The sequence below is a fragment of the Variovorax paradoxus genome (assembly GCF_009755665.1).
In the GTDB taxonomy this organism is placed as follows: domain Bacteria; phylum Pseudomonadota; class Gammaproteobacteria; order Burkholderiales; family Burkholderiaceae_C; genus Variovorax; species Variovorax paradoxus_G.
Genome location: NZ_CP046622.1, coordinates 800,634 through 815,732 on the forward strand (window position 1 = coordinate 800,634; position 15,099 = coordinate 815,732).

15 protein-coding genes are annotated in these 15,099 nt (G+C 65.3%); 8 read left to right on the top strand and 7 right to left on the bottom strand.

Annotated elements, in window-relative coordinates:
• Positions 1–12: 12 nt before the first annotated feature.
• Positions 13–1,032 (bottom strand): UDP-glucose 4-epimerase GalE, encoded by a 1,020-nt coding sequence (gene galE, locus GOQ09_RS03660; protein ID WP_157611928.1) that lies wholly within the window; start codon positions 1,030–1,032, stop codon positions 13–15.
• 120 nt (positions 1,033–1,152) lie between these two features.
• Between galE and slmA the strand changes: the two genes are divergently transcribed.
• The 5 genes from slmA (at position 1,153) to GOQ09_RS03685 (ending at position 5,907) form a co-directional block, all read left to right on the top strand.
• Positions 1,153–1,806 (top strand): nucleoid occlusion factor SlmA, encoded by a 654-nt coding sequence (slmA, locus tag GOQ09_RS03665; RefSeq protein ID WP_157611929.1) that lies wholly within the window; start codon positions 1,153–1,155, stop codon positions 1,804–1,806.
• Between the two features lie 133 nt (positions 1,807–1,939).
• Complete coding sequence (locus GOQ09_RS03670) at positions 1,940–3,463, top strand: catalase (protein WP_157611930.1); 1,524 nt, start codon at positions 1,940–1,942, stop codon at positions 3,461–3,463.
• Positions 3,464–3,624: 161 nt separating this feature from the next.
• Complete coding sequence (locus tag GOQ09_RS03675) at positions 3,625–4,227, top strand: DUF1326 domain-containing protein (protein ID WP_157611931.1); 603 nt, start codon at positions 3,625–3,627, stop codon at positions 4,225–4,227.
• A complete protein-coding gene (locus tag GOQ09_RS03680; protein WP_157611932.1) occupies positions 4,224–5,027 on the top strand; it encodes a DUF2182 domain-containing protein in 804 nt (267 codons plus the stop codon). Before GOQ09_RS03675 ends, GOQ09_RS03680 begins: the two co-directional genes overlap by 4 nt.
• A complete protein-coding gene (locus GOQ09_RS03685) occupies positions 5,020–5,907 on the top strand; it encodes a DMT family transporter (RefSeq protein WP_157611933.1) in 888 nt (295 codons plus the stop codon). Before GOQ09_RS03680 ends, GOQ09_RS03685 begins: the two co-directional genes overlap by 8 nt.
• A gap of 22 nt (positions 5,908–5,929) precedes the next feature.
• Here the strand turns inward: GOQ09_RS03685 and GOQ09_RS03690 are convergent, their stop codons facing one another.
• The 6 genes from GOQ09_RS03690 to GOQ09_RS03715 all read right to left on the bottom strand — a co-directional run bounded on the left by GOQ09_RS03690 (position 5,930) and on the right by GOQ09_RS03715 (position 12,534).
• Complete coding sequence (locus tag GOQ09_RS03690; protein ID WP_157611934.1) at positions 5,930–6,988, bottom strand: malate/lactate/ureidoglycolate dehydrogenase; 1,059 nt, start codon at positions 6,986–6,988, stop codon at positions 5,930–5,932.
• A 144-nt stretch (positions 6,989–7,132) separates the two neighbouring features.
• The gene (locus tag GOQ09_RS03695; protein ID WP_157611935.1) at positions 7,133–8,659 is read right to left on the bottom strand and encodes a UxaA family hydrolase; all 1,527 of its coding nucleotides are present in this window, start codon (positions 8,657–8,659) and stop codon (positions 7,133–7,135) included.
• A gap of 22 nt (positions 8,660–8,681) precedes the next feature.
• Positions 8,682–10,076 (bottom strand): TRAP transporter large permease, encoded by a 1,395-nt coding sequence (locus GOQ09_RS03700; protein ID WP_157611936.1) that lies wholly within the window; start codon positions 10,074–10,076, stop codon positions 8,682–8,684.
• 18 nt (positions 10,077–10,094) lie between these two features.
• Complete coding sequence (locus tag GOQ09_RS03705) at positions 10,095–10,655, bottom strand: TRAP transporter small permease (protein WP_157611937.1); 561 nt, start codon at positions 10,653–10,655, stop codon at positions 10,095–10,097.
• A 126-nt stretch (positions 10,656–10,781) separates the two neighbouring features.
• The gene (locus GOQ09_RS03710; RefSeq protein ID WP_157611938.1) at positions 10,782–11,780 is read right to left on the bottom strand and encodes a sialic acid TRAP transporter substrate-binding protein SiaP; all 999 of its coding nucleotides are present in this window, start codon (positions 11,778–11,780) and stop codon (positions 10,782–10,784) included.
• A 46-nt stretch (positions 11,781–11,826) separates the two neighbouring features.
• Positions 11,827–12,534 carry a FadR/GntR family transcriptional regulator gene (locus tag GOQ09_RS03715; RefSeq protein WP_157611939.1) on the bottom strand — a complete coding sequence of 236 codons (708 nt, stop codon included), beginning with the start codon at positions 12,532–12,534 and terminating at the stop codon, positions 11,827–11,829.
• Positions 12,535–12,665: 131 nt separating this feature from the next.
• Here GOQ09_RS03715 and GOQ09_RS03720 point away from each other — a divergent pair, with 131 nt between their 5' ends.
• From GOQ09_RS03720 to GOQ09_RS03730, 3 genes are read left to right on the top strand one after another with little or no spacing between them, the layout of a single operon-like run.
• Positions 12,666–13,400 carry an SDR family oxidoreductase gene (locus tag GOQ09_RS03720; protein WP_157611940.1) on the top strand — a complete coding sequence of 245 codons (735 nt, stop codon included), beginning with the start codon at positions 12,666–12,668 and terminating at the stop codon, positions 13,398–13,400.
• Positions 13,397–14,143, top strand: a complete 747-nt coding sequence (locus tag GOQ09_RS03725) for an SDR family NAD(P)-dependent oxidoreductase (RefSeq protein WP_157611941.1) — start codon at positions 13,397–13,399, stop codon at positions 14,141–14,143. The genes GOQ09_RS03720 and GOQ09_RS03725 overlap by 4 nt, the downstream gene beginning before the upstream one ends.
• Before the next feature lie 36 nt (positions 14,144–14,179).
• The gene (locus GOQ09_RS03730; protein ID WP_157611942.1) at positions 14,180–15,028 is read left to right on the top strand and encodes a fumarylacetoacetate hydrolase family protein; all 849 of its coding nucleotides are present in this window, start codon (positions 14,180–14,182) and stop codon (positions 15,026–15,028) included.
• Positions 15,029–15,099: the final 71 nt, after the last annotated feature.

Genomic DNA, 15,099 nt, shown 5'->3' on the forward strand with positions numbered 1-15,099 from the left:
CGAGGGGCAGGCTCAGCCCTCGTACCCGTTCGGATTGGCCTGCTGCCAGCGCCAGCTGTCCGCACACATCTGGTCTAGCCCACGATGCGCACGCCACCCCAGCGTGGCCTGCGCGAGCGAGGGGTCGCCCCAGTACGCGGGCACATCGCCAGCCCGCCGCGGGCCGATCTCGCAAGGAATTGTTCGCCCGCTCGCGCGTTCGAACGCATGCACGACCTCCAGCACCGAAGCGCCGTGGCCGGTGCCGAGATTCAGCGTGACGAGGCCTGGATTGGCTTCCGCATGCCGCAGGGCCGCGACGTGTCCTTCGGCCAGGTCCATCACGTGCACGTAGTCGCGCACGCCGGTGCCGTCGGGCGTGGGGTAGTCGTTGCCGTGAATGACGAGCTTGTCCCTCTGCCCCACGGCCACCTGGCACACGAAGGGCATCAGGTTGTTCGGTTTTCCTTGCGGGTGTTCTCCAATGAGCCCGCTTTCATGCGCGCCGACAGGGTTGAAGTAGCGCAGCAGCGCAATTCGCCACTCCGGGTCGGCCCGGTGCAAATCGATGAGTGCTTCTTCCACCATGTGCTTCGATCGCCCGTAGGGGCTGGCCGGCCTGCAGGGCGCGTCTTCCGGAATGGGTGAGTGGTCGGGTTCGCCGTACACCGTAGCCGATGACGAAAAGATCAGCGTCCGCACTCCAGCCTGCTGCATTGCCGAGGCGAGCACGAAGCTTCCGTGCACGTTGTTGTCGTAGTAGGCCAGCGGGTCGGCCACCGAGTCGCCGACCGCCTTGAGGCCGGCAAAGTGGATCACGGCGGAAAAACGTTCGCTGCCCAGCACACGGTCGAGCAGGTCCCTGTCGCGCACATCGCCTTCGATCAGCCGCGGCGCGTTGCCCGTGATCTGGCGCAAGCGTTCCAGCACTCGCACATCGCTGTTGCCCAGGTTGTCCAGGATCACCGGCACATAGCCGGCCGCGGCCAACGCCACGCAGGTGTGGCTGCCAATGAATCCAGCCCCGCCGGTAACCAGTACGTTGTTGGCCATGCAAAACTCTTTACTTTGTCAGGGAAGTTGATTCTGTACGAGCTTTCCCGCCCCGTTTGCGCGCGCTCACTGCGCAGCCCTGTGCGAGAATCAATTGATTACATCTTTGCACGCGCTCCCATGCAGAACGAAGAGACAAGCTATCCCGGCGTAGAAACTCCAACAGAGCCGCCGGCAGCCGCCGCCCCGGTGCGAAAGCGCCCCAAGCCAGGGGAAAGACGCGTGCAGATTCTGCAGGCGCTGGCCGCCATGCTGGAACAGCCCGGCGCCGAGCGGGTGACCACCGCGGCACTCGCCGCCCGGCTGGACGTGAGCGAGGCAGCGCTTTATCGCCACTTCGCGAGCAAGGCGCAAATGTTCGAAGGCCTCATCGATTTCATCGAGCAGAGCGTCTTCACCCTGGTCAACCAGATTCTCGAGCGCGAAGGTGCCACGGGCGCGCAGCAGGCCGCAAGAATTCTCACGCTGCTGGTGCAGTTTGCCGAGCGCAACCCGGGCATGACGCGCGTCATGGTGGGCGATGCACTGGTGTTCGAGAACGAGCGTCTCCAGCAGCGCATGAACCAGTTCTTCGACAAGATCGAGGCCACGCTGCGCCAGGTGCTGCGCGGCACTGCCGCCGCTGATGGTTCTGCAACCCCCACGGTCGACGCGCAGGTGCGCGCCGCCGCGCTCACGGCCTTCGTGGTCGGCCAGCTGCAGCGCTTCACGCGCTCCGGCTTCCGCCGCCCGCCCTCGGAACATCTCGAAGCCACGATCGCGCTGATCGTCTAGCGGCAGCAGCGCGGGCGCGCCGCCGTTCGCGGGGAGATCGCCTCCTATCGAGGCGATAGTTGAATATGACGTGACGCCGTCATATTCATTGACAAAATACATGGGCTCCACAACTCACGAGGAAAGCCCACAAATGACCGACTCCCGCAAGCTCACCACCGAAAACGGCGCGCCCGTCGAGAACAACCAGCAGTCGCAGACGGCCGGAGTCAACGGCCCTGTGCTGATGCAGGACCACAACCTCATCGAGAAGCTTGCGCGCTTCGATCGTGAGCGCATTCCGGAGCGCGTGGTGCATGCGCGCGGATCGGGCGCCTTCGGCACCTTCGAAGTCACGGCCGACGTGTCGAAATGGACGAAAGCCAAGTTCCTCGGCCAGGTGGGCAAGAAGACCGAGGTGTTGGCCCGTTTCTCGACCGTGGCGCTCGAGCTCGGCTCGGCCGACACCGTGCGCGACCCGCGGGGCTTTGCGCTCAAGTTCTACACCGAAGAAGGCAACTACGACCTTGTCGGCAACAACACGCCGGTCTTCTTCATTCGCGATCCGCTCAAGTTTCCCGACTTCATCCATTCGCAGAAGCGCGATCCCTACAGCCACGTGCAGGAGCCCAACAACGCCTGGGACTTCTTCTCGCATTCGCCCGAAGCCACACACCAGTTCACCTGGCTCTTCGGGGACCGCGGCATTCCGAAGAGCTACCGCCACATGGACGGCTTCGGCTCGCACACCTTCCAATGGGTGAACGCCAAGGGCGAGGCCTTCTGGGTCAAGTACCACTTCAAGACCAACCAGGGCATCGAGACCTTCGTGGCCGAAGAGGCGCAGCGCGTGGGCGGCGAAAACCCCAACCACCACCACCTCGACCTGCTGCACTCCATCGAGCGCGGCGAGTTCCCGAGCTGGAAGGTGCAGGTGCAGATCATGCCCGTGGCCGAAGCGCAGACCTACCGCTTCAATCCCTTCGACCTGACCAAGGTCTGGTCGCACAAGGACTATCCGAAGATCGACATCGGCATCCTCACGCTCAACCGCAACCCCGACAACTACTTTGCCGAAATCGAGCAGGCCGCGTTCAACCCCGCCAACTTCGTGCCCGGCATTGGCCCGTCGCCCGACAAGATGCTGCAAGGCCGCCTGTTCAGCTACGGCGACACGCAGCGCTACCGCCTGGGCATCAACCACACGCAACTGCCGGTGAACCGCCCGCACGCGACCACGGCCCAGAACTACGGCCGCGACGGCGCGATGCGCGGCGACGGCAACGGCGGCCGCGGCCCCAACTACGAGCCCAACAGCTTCAGCAACGCGCCCAAGCAGACCAACGAGCCGGTGTATGCGCCGCTCGAGATTCACGGCTGGACCGGCAGCCACCAGTGGCAGCAGCACCCCGAAGACACCGATTTCGTTCAGGCCGGCGACCTTTATCGCCTGATGGACGGAGCAGCCAAGGAGCGGCTGGTGAACAGCATCGCCGGCGGGCTGGGCGCCGTGACGCGGCAGGACATCATCGACCGCTCGATCAGCTACTTCCGCCAGGCCGATGCCGACTACGGCGCGCGGCTCGAGAAAGCCGTGAAGGCCGTGCAGGCGAAGATCAAGGGCGAGGAAGTGAGCGTCCAGGTCGGCAAGCCGGCGCACGATTCAAGCCGGAGCTGATCCGCCGCAGCCCATGGGTATCCCTGGGTACCCATGGCGCCGCATGGGTCCGAATGGCGCACTCGACTTGCCCGGGTGCGAGGCGTAGGATCAGCGCCCCCTTGCCGCTGAGTCGCGGCGACAAGCCTGTGTGTTCGTGTAGCTTCTGAACGGAGGTTCGTATGAGCTATCACCTGGAAGGTCGCCTGCTCGAGGTTTGCAACTGCAATGTCCTGTGTCCCTGCTGGATCGGTGAGGACCCCGACAACGGCACCTGCGACACCATCGTCGCATGGCGCATCGACAAGGGAACCATCGACGGCATCGACGTCGGCGGCAACACCATCGCGGCCGTGGCCCACGTGCCCGGAAACATCCTCCAAGGCCACTGGACGGCGGCCATCTTCGTCGACGACAACGCCTCCAAGGAACAGGAAGAAGCGCTGCTCAAGGTCTACACCGGGCAAGCCGGCGGGCCCATCGCCGACCTGGCCCAGCTCATCGGCGAGGTCGTGTCGGTCGAGCGGGCGCCCATCCGCTTCACGGTGAGCGAAGGCAAGGGCGAACTGGAGATCGGCACCGACTACTACGCCGAACTAGAGCCCTACCGCGGCGCCACCGGCGGGCAGACCACGCTGTCCGACACCGTGTTTTCCACGGTGCCGGGCGCGCCGGTGTTCGTCGGCAAGGCGCCCACCTACCGGTCGAAGAACCACGCCCTCGGCATCGACCTCGACATCAAGAACCACAACGCGCTGCAGAGCACCTTCGTCTTCGATTCATGAGCGCCGCGCCGGGCAATGCCGTCCGGCACCGCCGCGTGTTCCTGCCGGTTCTTGCCGCGCTCGCCACGCTCGCGTGGCTGGTGTTGTGGGCCTGGGCACGCAGCCCCTACGGACGCTATCTCGAACATGGCGACTGGACCGTCTCTGGCCCCGCCGCCTTCCTGTGCCAGGTCGTCCCGGCCGGCGGCGTGGTCGTGCCTGCGGTGCTCTACGCCGCGGCGTGGATTCTCATGACGGCCGCCATGATGCTGCCGACCACGCTGCCGCTGTTCAACGCCTTCGACCGCCTGACCGCGGGGCGGGCCGACCACGCACGCCTGCTCACCATGCTGGGGCTTGGCTACATGGCGGTGTGGGGCGCCTTCGGCCTGCTGGCGCACGGGCTCCACAGCGCGGTGCTGGCACTGCTGGCCAGCGCGCCCACGCTGGCCTGGCATGGCTGGGTTATCGGTGCCGCAACCATTGCGCTGGCTGGCGCCTTCCAGTTCAGCCGCCTCAAGCATCAGTGCCTGGAGAAGTGCCGCACGCCCCTGAGCTTCGTCATCGAGCACTGGCGCGGCCATGCGCAAACCCGCCAGGCATTCGCGCTGGGCATGCACCATGGCCTCTTCTGCGTCGGCTGCTGCTGGGCGCTCATGCTCCTGATGTTTGCGCTCGGCACCGGCAGCCTGGGTTGGATGCTGCTGCTGGCTGTGGTCATGGCACTGGAGAAGAACGTTTCCTGGGGCCATCGGCTGAGTGCGCCGCTCGGGTTCGCGCTGCTGGGATGGGCTGTCTTCATGGTGGCGTCCCATGTCTGAAGTTGTGTCCGAAGCCCGCCGCGGCCCGTCCACCCTGCAGACCATCGCCCTGACGGCGGTGGCCATGCTCGCGTTCGCGGCCAACTCGCTGTTGTGCAGGCTCGCGCTGCAGCGGCAGGGTATCGATCCGGCCAGCTTCGGCAGCATCCGGCTGGTTTCCGGTGCAATCACGCTCGCCCTCGTCGTGCAGCTGAGGGCGCGGCCGCCTTCGGCCGCCCGAGCCGACTGGCTCGCCGCCGCCATGCTGTTCGCCTATGTTGCCTTCTTTTCGTTTGCTTACCTGAGCCTTTCCGCGGGCACGGGCGCGCTGATCCTGTTCGGCGCGGTTCAGCTCACCATGCTCGGCGCGGGCCTTGGCGCAGGCGAGCGCTTCGGGCCCATCGCATGGCTCGGCTTCGTGCTGGCGGCGGGAGGGCTGGTCTACCTGGTGTTGCCCGGTGTTGCTGCACCGCCGCTCCTGGGCGCCGTGCTGATGGCCGTCGCCGGCGTCGCGTGGGGCGTGTATTCGCTCCGTGGTCGTGGCGTGCCCAACCCTTTGGCCGCCACCTCGCGCAACTTCTTGCGGGCGGTGCCGCTGGCCCTGGCGCTCAGCGTCGTTTTTGTGGCGCGCGCCCATGCGGACGCGACCGGCATTGCGTTGGCCGTGGCCTCCGGCGCGCTGACTTCGGGCCTCGGCTATGTGGTCTGGTATGCGGCACTGGCCCGCCTTTCGGCCATGCAGGCGGCCACCGTGCAGCTGTCGGTGCCGCTCCTGGCTGCGTTCGGCGGCGTGCTGCTGCTATCCGAAGCGATCACGCCGCGGCTCGCGGCCGCATCGGTGGCCATCCTGGGTGGCATTGCCATCGTGCTGAGCCAGAAGTCGCGCAACGCACGCCGCTAGAGGGCTGCGGGAGCGAAGCCTTCTACGCGATTGCGACGCCCACCTTCGAGCCGGCCCCGACGATTTCTCCCCACGTTGCATCGTCCAGCCAGATGCCGCTGCGCTCGCGCGCCATACGTGCGGCGCGCTCGGGTTCGCCCGCGATCTGCACCTGGTCGAAGCCTTCGCCCGGTGGGCTCTGGCGCAGCCAGTCGACGAAGGCTGTCGCTTCCTTCGCGAAGCTTTCCTGCGTTCCCAGCTTCGCGGGATCGATCAGGATGGTCAGCATGCCGTTGAGCACTGTGCGCGCCGTATCGGCCGGGCGGTGCCAGGTGCCGCCGCCTGTGAGTGCACCGCCCAACAACTCGCAGGCCATGGCCATGCCGTAGCCCTTGTGCTCGCCGAAGGTCATGAGCGCACCGAAGAGGCCGTTGGATTGCGGCACCACCACCACGCCCGGGTCGTTGGTGGGCGCGCCGCGCTCGTCGATCAGGTAGCCGTCGGGCACACGCTCGCCCTTGTTGTGCGCAACGCGCATCTTTCCTTGGGCCACGCGGCTGGTCGCAAAGTCGAGCAGAAAGGGCTCGGCCCCCGCCAGAGGAATGCCGATGCAGCACGGATTGGTGCCAAAGCGCCCGTCACCGCCGCCCCACGGCGCCACGACGGGCCGCGAGAGCACGTTGACGAAGTGCATCGACACCAGGCCTTCAGCCGTCGCCATTTCGGCAAAGTGCCCGATACGGCCCAGGTGGTGCGCATTCGCGAGCGTGAAGATGCAGCTGCCGTGCTGCTTTGCCCGTGCGATGCCGAGTTCCATCGCCTGCACGCCCACGATCTGGCCGTAGCCATGCTGGCCGTCGAGCGCGAGCATCGTGCCGATGTCGGCATTGACCTTGACCGATGCATTGGGCACGAGCCCGCCTTCGGCCACCGCATCGACATAGCGCGGCAACATGCCCACGCCATGCGAATCATGGCCGCTCAAGTTGGCGAGCACCAGGTTGGCGGCCACCTGTTCGGCCTCGGCCGGTGTGCTGCCGGCAGCAGTCAGGATCTGCGCGCATTGCGATCTCAACGTAGCGGCGGGAAGGGTCTTGGGCATCAGTTGACTCCATGGGTTTGATCAAGGGCCGCGCAGCAAGGCCCGTTCGTGAAACACCGCGGAACCGGCTTTGCCGGGCCGCTGGTGTTGCCCCCGGTAGGGGGAGGGAGAAGCGACACGAAGTGCGCGTAGCCTGGGGGCGAGCTACATCACGGCGCCGACTTGCCACGGCACAAATTCGTTCTGGCCGTAGCCATGTTTCTCGCTCTTCGACGGTTCGCCGGACGCGGTGGCCAGCACCAGCTCGAAGATGCGCTGGCCCATCTCCTGGATCGAACTGCTGCCATCCACGATCTCGCCGCAGTTGATGTCCATGTCCTCTTCCTGCCGCTGCCAGAGCGCCGAGTTGGTCGCGAGCTTGAGCGAAGGAGAGGGCGCGCAGCCATACGCCGAGCCGCGCCCCGTCGTGAAGCAGATGATGTTGGCGCCGCCGGCTACCTGCCCGGTGGCGCTCACGGGGTCGTAGCCCGGGGTGTCCATGTAGACGAAGCCATGTGCCGTCACTGGTTCGGCATATTCGTACACCGCCTCGAGGTTGCTGGTGCCGCCCTTGGCCACCGCGCCGAGCGACTTCTCGAGAATCGTCGTGAGGCCGCCCGCCTTGTTGCCCGGCGAGGGGTTGTTGTTCATCTCGCCTTCGTTGATCTCGGTGTAGTGCTCCCACCACTTGATGCGGTCCACCAGCTTCTGGCCGACCTCGCGCCGCACCGCGCGGCGCGTGAGCAGGTGCTCGGCGCCATAGACCTCAGGCGTTTCGCTGAGGATGGCCGTGCCGCCATGCGCGACCAGCAGGTCGACCGCCGCACCCAGAGCCGGGTTGGCGCTGATGCCCGAATAGCCGTCGGAGCCGCCGCACTGCAGGCCGATGGTGATGTGCGCGGCGCTGCACGGTTCGCGCTTCACTGCGTTGGCGCGCGGCAGCATCTCGTTGATGAGCGCAATGCCCTTCTCGACCGTCTTGCGCGTGCCGCCGGTGTCCTGGATGTTGAAGGTGCGGAAGTTCTCGCCCTCGGCCAGGTGGCCCGTTGCGAGCCACGCATTGATCTGGTTCGCCTCGCAGCCCAGGCCCACCACCAGCACGCCCGCAAAGTTGGGGTGGGTGGCGTAGCCCGTGAGCGTGCGCTCCAGGATCTGCATGCCCATGCCTTGCGTGTCCATGCCGCAACCCGTGCCGTGCGTGAGCGCCACGATGCCGTCGACGTTCGGGTAGTCCGCCAGCGCAGCCGGATTTGTCTTGCGCGAAAAGTGGTCCGCAATGGCGCGCGCCGCGGTGGCCGAGCAGTTCACGCTCGTCAGCACGCCGATGTAGTTGCGCGTGGCCACGCGGCCGTCCGCCCGCTTGATGCCCATGAAGGTAGCCTCGCGCTTTGCAGGTGCCGGCTTCACGTCGGCTCCGAAGGCGTAATCGCGTTCGAAGTCGCCCTTGTCCGGGCCCATGTCGAGGTTGTGCGTGTGCACATGCTCGCCGGCCGCAATGGGCTTGCTCGCAAAGCCGATGATCTGGTTGTAGCGGCGCACCGGCTCACCCGCGGCAATGGCGTGCGTGGCCACCTTGTGGCCGGCAGGAATGAGGCCGCGCACGGCGAAGTCTTCGACCTTGGCGCCGCCGACCAGCTGGCTGCGCGCGATCACGACATCGTCGGCCGGATGCAGGCGAATGAAGGGATTCATCGTGGAACTCGTGTTGTGTGGGTCAGAAGAACATTTTGGGCAACCACAGTACCAATGAAGGCACATAGGTAATCACGAATAAGGCCAGCAGCAGCGGAATGAGCCACGGCAGGATCGCCATCGTCGTGCGCTCGAAGCTCAGGCCCGCCACGCGCGCCAGCACGAACAGCACCATGCCCATCGGCGGATGCAGCAGGCCGATCATCAAGTTCAGCACCATCACCAGGCCGAAGTGGATCGGGTCGACGCCCAGCTGTGTGGCAATCGGCAGCAGGATGGGAACCAAAATGGTGATGGCGGCGGTGGGCTCCAGGAAGCAGCCCACGAACAGCATCAGCAGGTTGGCCAGCAGCAGGAACACCCAGGCTTCCTTGGTGAAGCCCAGCACCCAGCTGGCGATGTCGGTGGTCACGCCGGTAGCGGTGAGCATCCAGCCGAAGATCGAGGCGGCCGCCACGATGAACAGTACGGTCGACGTGGTCTCGATGGTGTCGAGGCACACCTTGACGAACATCTTCCACGAGAGCGTCTTGTACCAGGCAAAGCCCAGGATCATGGCCCATACGCAGGCGGCAATCGCGCCCTCTGTGGGCGTGAAAAGGCCCGTGCTCATGCCGCCGATCAGCAGCACCGGCGTCATGATCGGCAGCAGCGCCTCGAACTTGAAGATCCTGTCGAGCACGAAGAGCGAGGCCAGGCCCGCAAATACGGTGAGCTGCGGCGGCGTGCCCAGCTTCGAAACCAGGAGCCAGATCAGGAGAGGCCAGCCGACCACCACGGCCAACTCGCACATGGCCTTGAAGAAGCGCGTGCTCGAGAACTTGACGTCGCCGCCCCAGCCGTTGCGATGGGCAAAGTACGCCACGGTGAGCATCATCAGAATGCCCAGCAACGCGCCCGGCAGGATGCCCGCGAGGAACAGCGCACCTACCGACACGTTGGCCATCATCCCGTAGATCACGAACGGCAGGCTCGGCGGAATGATCGGGCCCAGCGTGGCCGAAGCCGCGGTCACGCCCACCGCGAACTCGGTCGAGTAGCCGTGCTCCTTCATCGCCTTGATCTCGATGGTGCCCAGGCCCGCCGCATCGGCAATGGCGGTGCCGCTCATGCCGGCAAAGATCACCGAACCGAGCACGTTCACATGGCCCAGGCCCCCTTTGAGCCAACCCACCAGCGCCAGCGCGAAGTTGTAGATGCGGGTGGTGATGCCCGCGTTGTTCATCAGGTTGCCGGCCAGGATGAAGAAGGGCACCGCCAGCAGCGGAAAGCTGTCGATGCCGCTCACCATGCGGTGGATGACGACGAATGGCGGCAGGCTGCCGCTCACGAGGATGTAGGCCAGCGAGGCGCCGGCCATGGCCACGGCCACCGGAATGCCGCCCGCCATGAAGATCAGGAAGAATATTTTGAGCATGCAGTGTTCTCGTCGGGCTCAGTGGTCGGCCAGGGTGGATTCGGGACGTTCGAGCACGCTGTAGCCGCGCTTCCAGTGAATGCGTGCCACCTGTATGGAGCGCCAGGTCATCGCGATGAAGCCGAACAGGCACAGCGCGTAGACGATGTTCATGGGCGCGTCGACGATGGTCATGCGCGTGTTGTTGCCGATCTTCAGCATCATCTGCACGGTCATGATCACGGCCGCAACGAAGAATGCGGTGCGCAGCACGTCGACCGCGCGGGACATCCATCGGCCCATGGCCGCCGGCATGTGGCGGTAGAAGAAGTCGACCTGGATTTGGTTGTTCTTCGCGACACCGATGGCGGCGCCGATGAAGACCACCGCAATCAGCATGTAGCGCGCCACTTCCTCGGTCCACGCGGCCGAGTCGTTCATCACATAGCGCGTGACGAACTGGTAGAACACCGTGAGCCCGAGCATCCAGAAGATCGCGAGCGAGATCCAGCCTTCGGCGATGGTGTGGGAAAGGTCGACGGCCTCGTCTTCCGCGTGGAAGTGGCCCTCGTCGTCAATGATTTTCTTGTCGTCAGTCAATGCAATCTCCAGCGGCAAGCGAAGCCAAGCCCGTTCGGGAGGCACCGCGGAACCGGCTTTGCCGGGCCGCAGGTGCCGCCCCCTAGAGGGGGAGGCGGCTACACGAAGTGAGCCGCTTCGGGGGTGCTACTTGATTGCCGTGATGCGGTCGTAGTCCTGCTGGCGATAGCCGTGGTCCGTGGGCTTGGTGTTCTTCAGCACGGCTTCGCGGAACGCGGCCTTGTCCACCGTGATCACGTTGTTGCCCTTCTTCTTGAACTCCTCAACCAGGCGGGCTTCCGAAGCGATGATGTCGCGGCCCGTCTTTTCAGCGGCTTCCTGCATCACCTCGGTGAAGATCTTCTTCTCGTCGGCCGAAAGCTTGCCCCACAGCTGGCCGGAGGTCACCGTCAGCAGCGAGTCGACGATGTGGCCCGTGAGCGAGATGTTCTTCTGCACCTCGAAGAACTTCTTGGCCTCGATGGTCGGCAGCGGGTTTTCCTGCGCATCGACCGTGTTGTTCTGCAGTGCGAGGTAGACCTCCGCAAAGGCGATGGGCGTGGCGTTGGCGCCCAGCGCCTTCGGGAAGGCCAGGTAGGCCGGCGCGTCAGGCACGCGGATCTTCAGGCCCTTCATGTCCTCGGGCTTGGTCACCGGCTTGGCCGCGCTCGAGGTAACGTGCCGCGCGCCGTAGTAGTTGAGCGCCGTGATGTGGTTGCCGCTCTTGTCGTCGTAGCCCTTGGCAAGCTCCTTGAACACATCGCTCTTGGCATACTTCAGCAGATGCTCCGCGTCGCGGAAGATGAACGGAAAGTAGGTCACCGCCAGCGGCTTGTAGGTGTTGCCCGCAAAGCTCGCGCCGGTCAGCACGATATCGACCGTGCCGAGCGTCATGCCCTGGTTGATGTCTGCTTCCTTGCCCAGGCTGGACGCCGGGAACACCTGGATGTCGTACTTGCCGTTGGTGCGCTTCTTGATCTCTTCGGCGGCCCACACGGAATACTTGTGGAACGGCTCCGAGGTTTCATACACGTGCGCCCACTTGAGCTTGGTTTGCGCGCCGGCCATGCCGGCGGTGCCCAGCGCCGTGGCTGCCAGGGTGCAGGCGGCGATGGCTTTCAGGGTGTTGCGTTTGCTGCTGTTCATCGGTTTGTCTCCGTTGTAGTGGCTGAAAGAAAATGCTGCTGGCGATTCAGGAAGTTTTTGCGCGGCGCCAGCTCGCGCTGAATCTCTGGTGGGAGTTGTCCATGTGGATATGCATCGCGACCCGCGCGCCCTCGGCGTCGTGCGCGGCCACCGCGTCGCGAATCGCCTCGTGCTCTGCAATGGCCGAGCGCCAGGAGGGCACCGTTTCGAAGTAGCCGCCCAGGCGCGTGAAGATCGGGCCGTTGCGCGAGTCCCAGAAGCTCTGCACCGTTTCCACCAGCACGGTATTGCCGCTGGCCGAGACGATGGCCACGTGGAATGCGCGGTCGCCGTCCAGCGGCAGCACTTCGCGGTCGGCCAGTTCGCGCATCAGCTCGATGGCGCGGCTCATGGCGTCGATGTCCTTGCGCTTGCCGATGGTGGCCGCGATGGCGGCGGTTTCGCCCTCGATCACGCGTCGCGCGCGAATCAACTCGAGCGGCCCCCACTCCGTGGGCGCCACCGGCTTGCTTGCGCGATGCGAGCGGTCGAGCACATACACGCCCGAACCCGTGCGAACCTCGACCCAGCCTTCGACTTCGAGCGCAATCAGCGCCTCGCGCACCGAAGGCCGGCTCACGCCGAGCTGCTTGGCCAGGTCTCGTTCGGCCGGCAGCCGCGCGCCGACCGCGAACTCGCCCTGGCCGATCAGCCCGCGGAGCTGGTCGGCAATCTGGCGGTACAAGCGCTGGGGTTCGACGGTCTGTAGCGGCACGAGGGGCTTGTTGTTAAGGGTTGTCCTGAATTGGACAAGTGGTAAGGCCAATTCAGAATACGATCCGCACCGCGCCATTGCCATCAGGCCAAACCCTGAACGGCCGGTTCCCATCTTTCAAGGAGACATGCATGAGACTCAAGGGCAAGACCGTGCTCGTGACGGCAGCCGGACAAGGCATTGGCCATGCGAGCGTGCTCGCCATGGCGGCCGAAGGCGCACAGGTCTGGGCAACCGACGTGAACGAGAAGCTGCTCGAGCGCTACGCCGGCGTGGCCAACGTTCGCACGGCCAGGCTCGACGTGCTCGACAAGGACGCCATCGGCGCCTTCTTCAAGAGTCTTCCCGCGCTCGACGTGCTCTTCAACTGCGCGGGCGTGGTGCACAACGGCACCGCCCTCGACGCTTCCGACAAGGACCTGGAGTTTGCCTTCAACCTGAACGTGCGCGCGCAGTTCTGGACCATCCAGGCCGCGCTGCCCGGCATGCTGGCCGCAGGAAGCGGCAGCATCATCAACATGGCAAGCGTGTGCTCGAGCATGAAGGGGCTGCCCAACCGATTCGTCTACGGCACCACCAAGGCCGCGGTGCTCGGCCTCACCAAGAGCGTGGCAGCGGACTTCGTGGCGCGCGGCATCCGCTGCAACGCCGTGTGCCCCGGCACTGTCGATACGCCTTCGCTCGGCGAGCGCATCAACGCCAATGAAGACCCGGACGCCGCGCGCAAGGCCTTCATCGCCCGCCAGCCCATGGGACGGCTCGCCCAGGCAGAAGAAATCGCGCCCGTGGTTGTGTTCCTGGCCAGCGACGAATCGGTGTTTGCAACAGGCCAGGCCTTCACGGTAGACGGCGGCATCACCATATGAACCAGCTCGACTTCGCCGGCCGCCACGCCGTGGTGACCGGCGGTGCGGCGGGGCTGGGCTACGGCATTGCCGAGCGGCTGATCGCATCGGGCGGCAGCGTCACGCTGTGGGATCGCGACGAGGCCGCGGCACACAAGGCTGCTGCTGCGCTCGGGCCCAAGGCTTTCGCGGTGAAGGTCGATGTGGCGCAGCAGCCTTCGGTAGCAGCCGCCGTCGCGGCCACGCTGGCGCAATCGCCGCGCATCGATGCGCTGGTCAACAGCGCCGGCATCACCGGCCCCAACACCAAGCTCTGGGACTATCCGGTCGACGATTGGCGGCAGGTGATGGAAGTCAACATCAACGGCGTCTTTCTCTGCTGCCGCGAAGTGGTAGCGCAAATGCGCAAGCAGGGCTACGGCCGCATCGTCAACATCGCCTCGGTGGCGGGCAAGGAGGGCAACCCCAACGCCAGCGCTTACAGTGCCAGCAAGGCCGCCGTCATTGCGCTCACCAAGTCGCTGGGCAAGGAGCTGGCCGACACCGGCATTCGCGTCAACTGCGTAACGCCCGCGGCAGTAAAGACCGCCATCTTCGACCAGATGACACCGGAGCACATCGCGTTCATGCTTTCCAAGATTCCGATGGGCCGCTTCGGCACGGTGGAAGAGGTGGCTGCGATGGTCGGCTGGCTCTGCACCGAAGACTGCTCGTTTTCCACCGGCGCCGTGTTCGATCTCTCCGGCGGCCGATCCACTTACTAGATAGACAGACAACAGTCTCCCCCAAGAAAGGACAACATGAAACTCGTTCGCTATGGCAACCCCGGCAAGGAAAAGCCCGGCCTCATCGACGACGAAGGCCGCCTGCGCGACCTGAGCGCGGTGGTCAAGGACATCGGGCCCGAGCAACTCGGCGACGCCGCCATTGCCAAGCTGCGCAAGCAGAAGGTCGACAAGCTGCCGCTGGTCAGGGGCAAGCCGCGCTTCGGCAGCCCCGTGGCCAACGTCGGCAAGTTCATTGCCATTGGCCTGAACTACGCCGACCACGCGGCCGAATCGGGCCTGCCGATCCCCGCGGAACCGGTGGTCTTCATGAAGGCGACCAGCTGTATCCAGGGGCCGAACGATCCGGTCATGCTGCCCAAGAACTCGGTCAAGAGCGACTGGGAAGTGGAGCTTGGCGTGGTCATCGGCACGCGTGCGCGCTATGTCTCGCAAAAGGACGCGCTCAACTTCGTGGCCGGCTACTGCACCATCAACGACGTGAGCGAGCGCGAGTTCCAGATCGAACGCGGCGGCACCTGGGACAAGGGCAAGGGCTGCGACACCTTCGGCCCCATCGGCCCCTGGCTCGTAACGCGCGACGAAGTGTCCAACCCGCAAAAGCTGTCGATGTGGCTCGACCTCAACGGCAAGCGCATGCAGACCGGCAGCACCAAGACCATGATCTTCAGCATTGCCAAGATCGTGAGCTACCTGAGCCAGTTCATGACGCTCCTGCCCGGCGACGTCATCACCACCGGCACGCCGCCCGGCGTGGGCTTGGGCATGAAGCCGCCGCTCTACCTGAAGAAGGGCGACGTGATGACGCTCGGCATCGAAGGGCTGGGCGAGCAGCGCCAGGAAGTGGTGCCTTTCAAGCTCTAGGCAAACACGCACGCAAGAAACGGCGTGGTGGGCGGAGGCCCGCCGCGCCTTTTTTATTTGCGCTGCCTGGC

What these genes read in the sequence shown, in the direction of transcription:
- GOQ09_RS03695 (WP_157611935.1), bottom strand. Translation starts at nt 8,659, where the DNA reads ATGAATCCCTTCATTCGCCTGCATCCGGCCGACGATGTCGTGATCGCG.
- GOQ09_RS03725 (WP_157611941.1), top strand. Translation starts at nt 13,397, where the DNA reads ATGAACCAGCTCGACTTCGCCGGCCGCCACGCCGTGGTGACCGGCGGT.
- GOQ09_RS03690 (WP_157611934.1), bottom strand. Translation starts at nt 6,988, where the DNA reads ATGCCCAAGACCCTTCCCGCCGCTACGTTGAGATCGCAATGCGCGCAG.
- GOQ09_RS03700 (WP_157611936.1), bottom strand. Translation starts at nt 10,076, where the DNA reads ATGCTCAAAATATTCTTCCTGATCTTCATGGCGGGCGGCATTCCGGTG.
- slmA (WP_157611929.1), top strand. Translation starts at nt 1,153, where the DNA reads ATGCAGAACGAAGAGACAAGCTATCCCGGCGTAGAAACTCCAACAGAG.
- GOQ09_RS03730 (WP_157611942.1), top strand. Translation starts at nt 14,180, where the DNA reads ATGAAACTCGTTCGCTATGGCAACCCCGGCAAGGAAAAGCCCGGCCTC.
- GOQ09_RS03685 (WP_157611933.1), top strand. Translation starts at nt 5,020, where the DNA reads ATGTCTGAAGTTGTGTCCGAAGCCCGCCGCGGCCCGTCCACCCTGCAG.
- GOQ09_RS03680 (WP_157611932.1), top strand. Translation starts at nt 4,224, where the DNA reads ATGAGCGCCGCGCCGGGCAATGCCGTCCGGCACCGCCGCGTGTTCCTG.
- galE (WP_157611928.1), bottom strand. Translation starts at nt 1,032, where the DNA reads ATGGCCAACAACGTACTGGTTACCGGCGGGGCTGGATTCATTGGCAGC.
- GOQ09_RS03710 (WP_157611938.1), bottom strand. Translation starts at nt 11,780, where the DNA reads ATGAACAGCAGCAAACGCAACACCCTGAAAGCCATCGCCGCCTGCACC.
- GOQ09_RS03675 (WP_157611931.1), top strand. Translation starts at nt 3,625, where the DNA reads ATGAGCTATCACCTGGAAGGTCGCCTGCTCGAGGTTTGCAACTGCAAT.
- GOQ09_RS03670 (WP_157611930.1), top strand. Translation starts at nt 1,940, where the DNA reads ATGACCGACTCCCGCAAGCTCACCACCGAAAACGGCGCGCCCGTCGAG.
- GOQ09_RS03720 (WP_157611940.1), top strand. Translation starts at nt 12,666, where the DNA reads ATGAGACTCAAGGGCAAGACCGTGCTCGTGACGGCAGCCGGACAAGGC.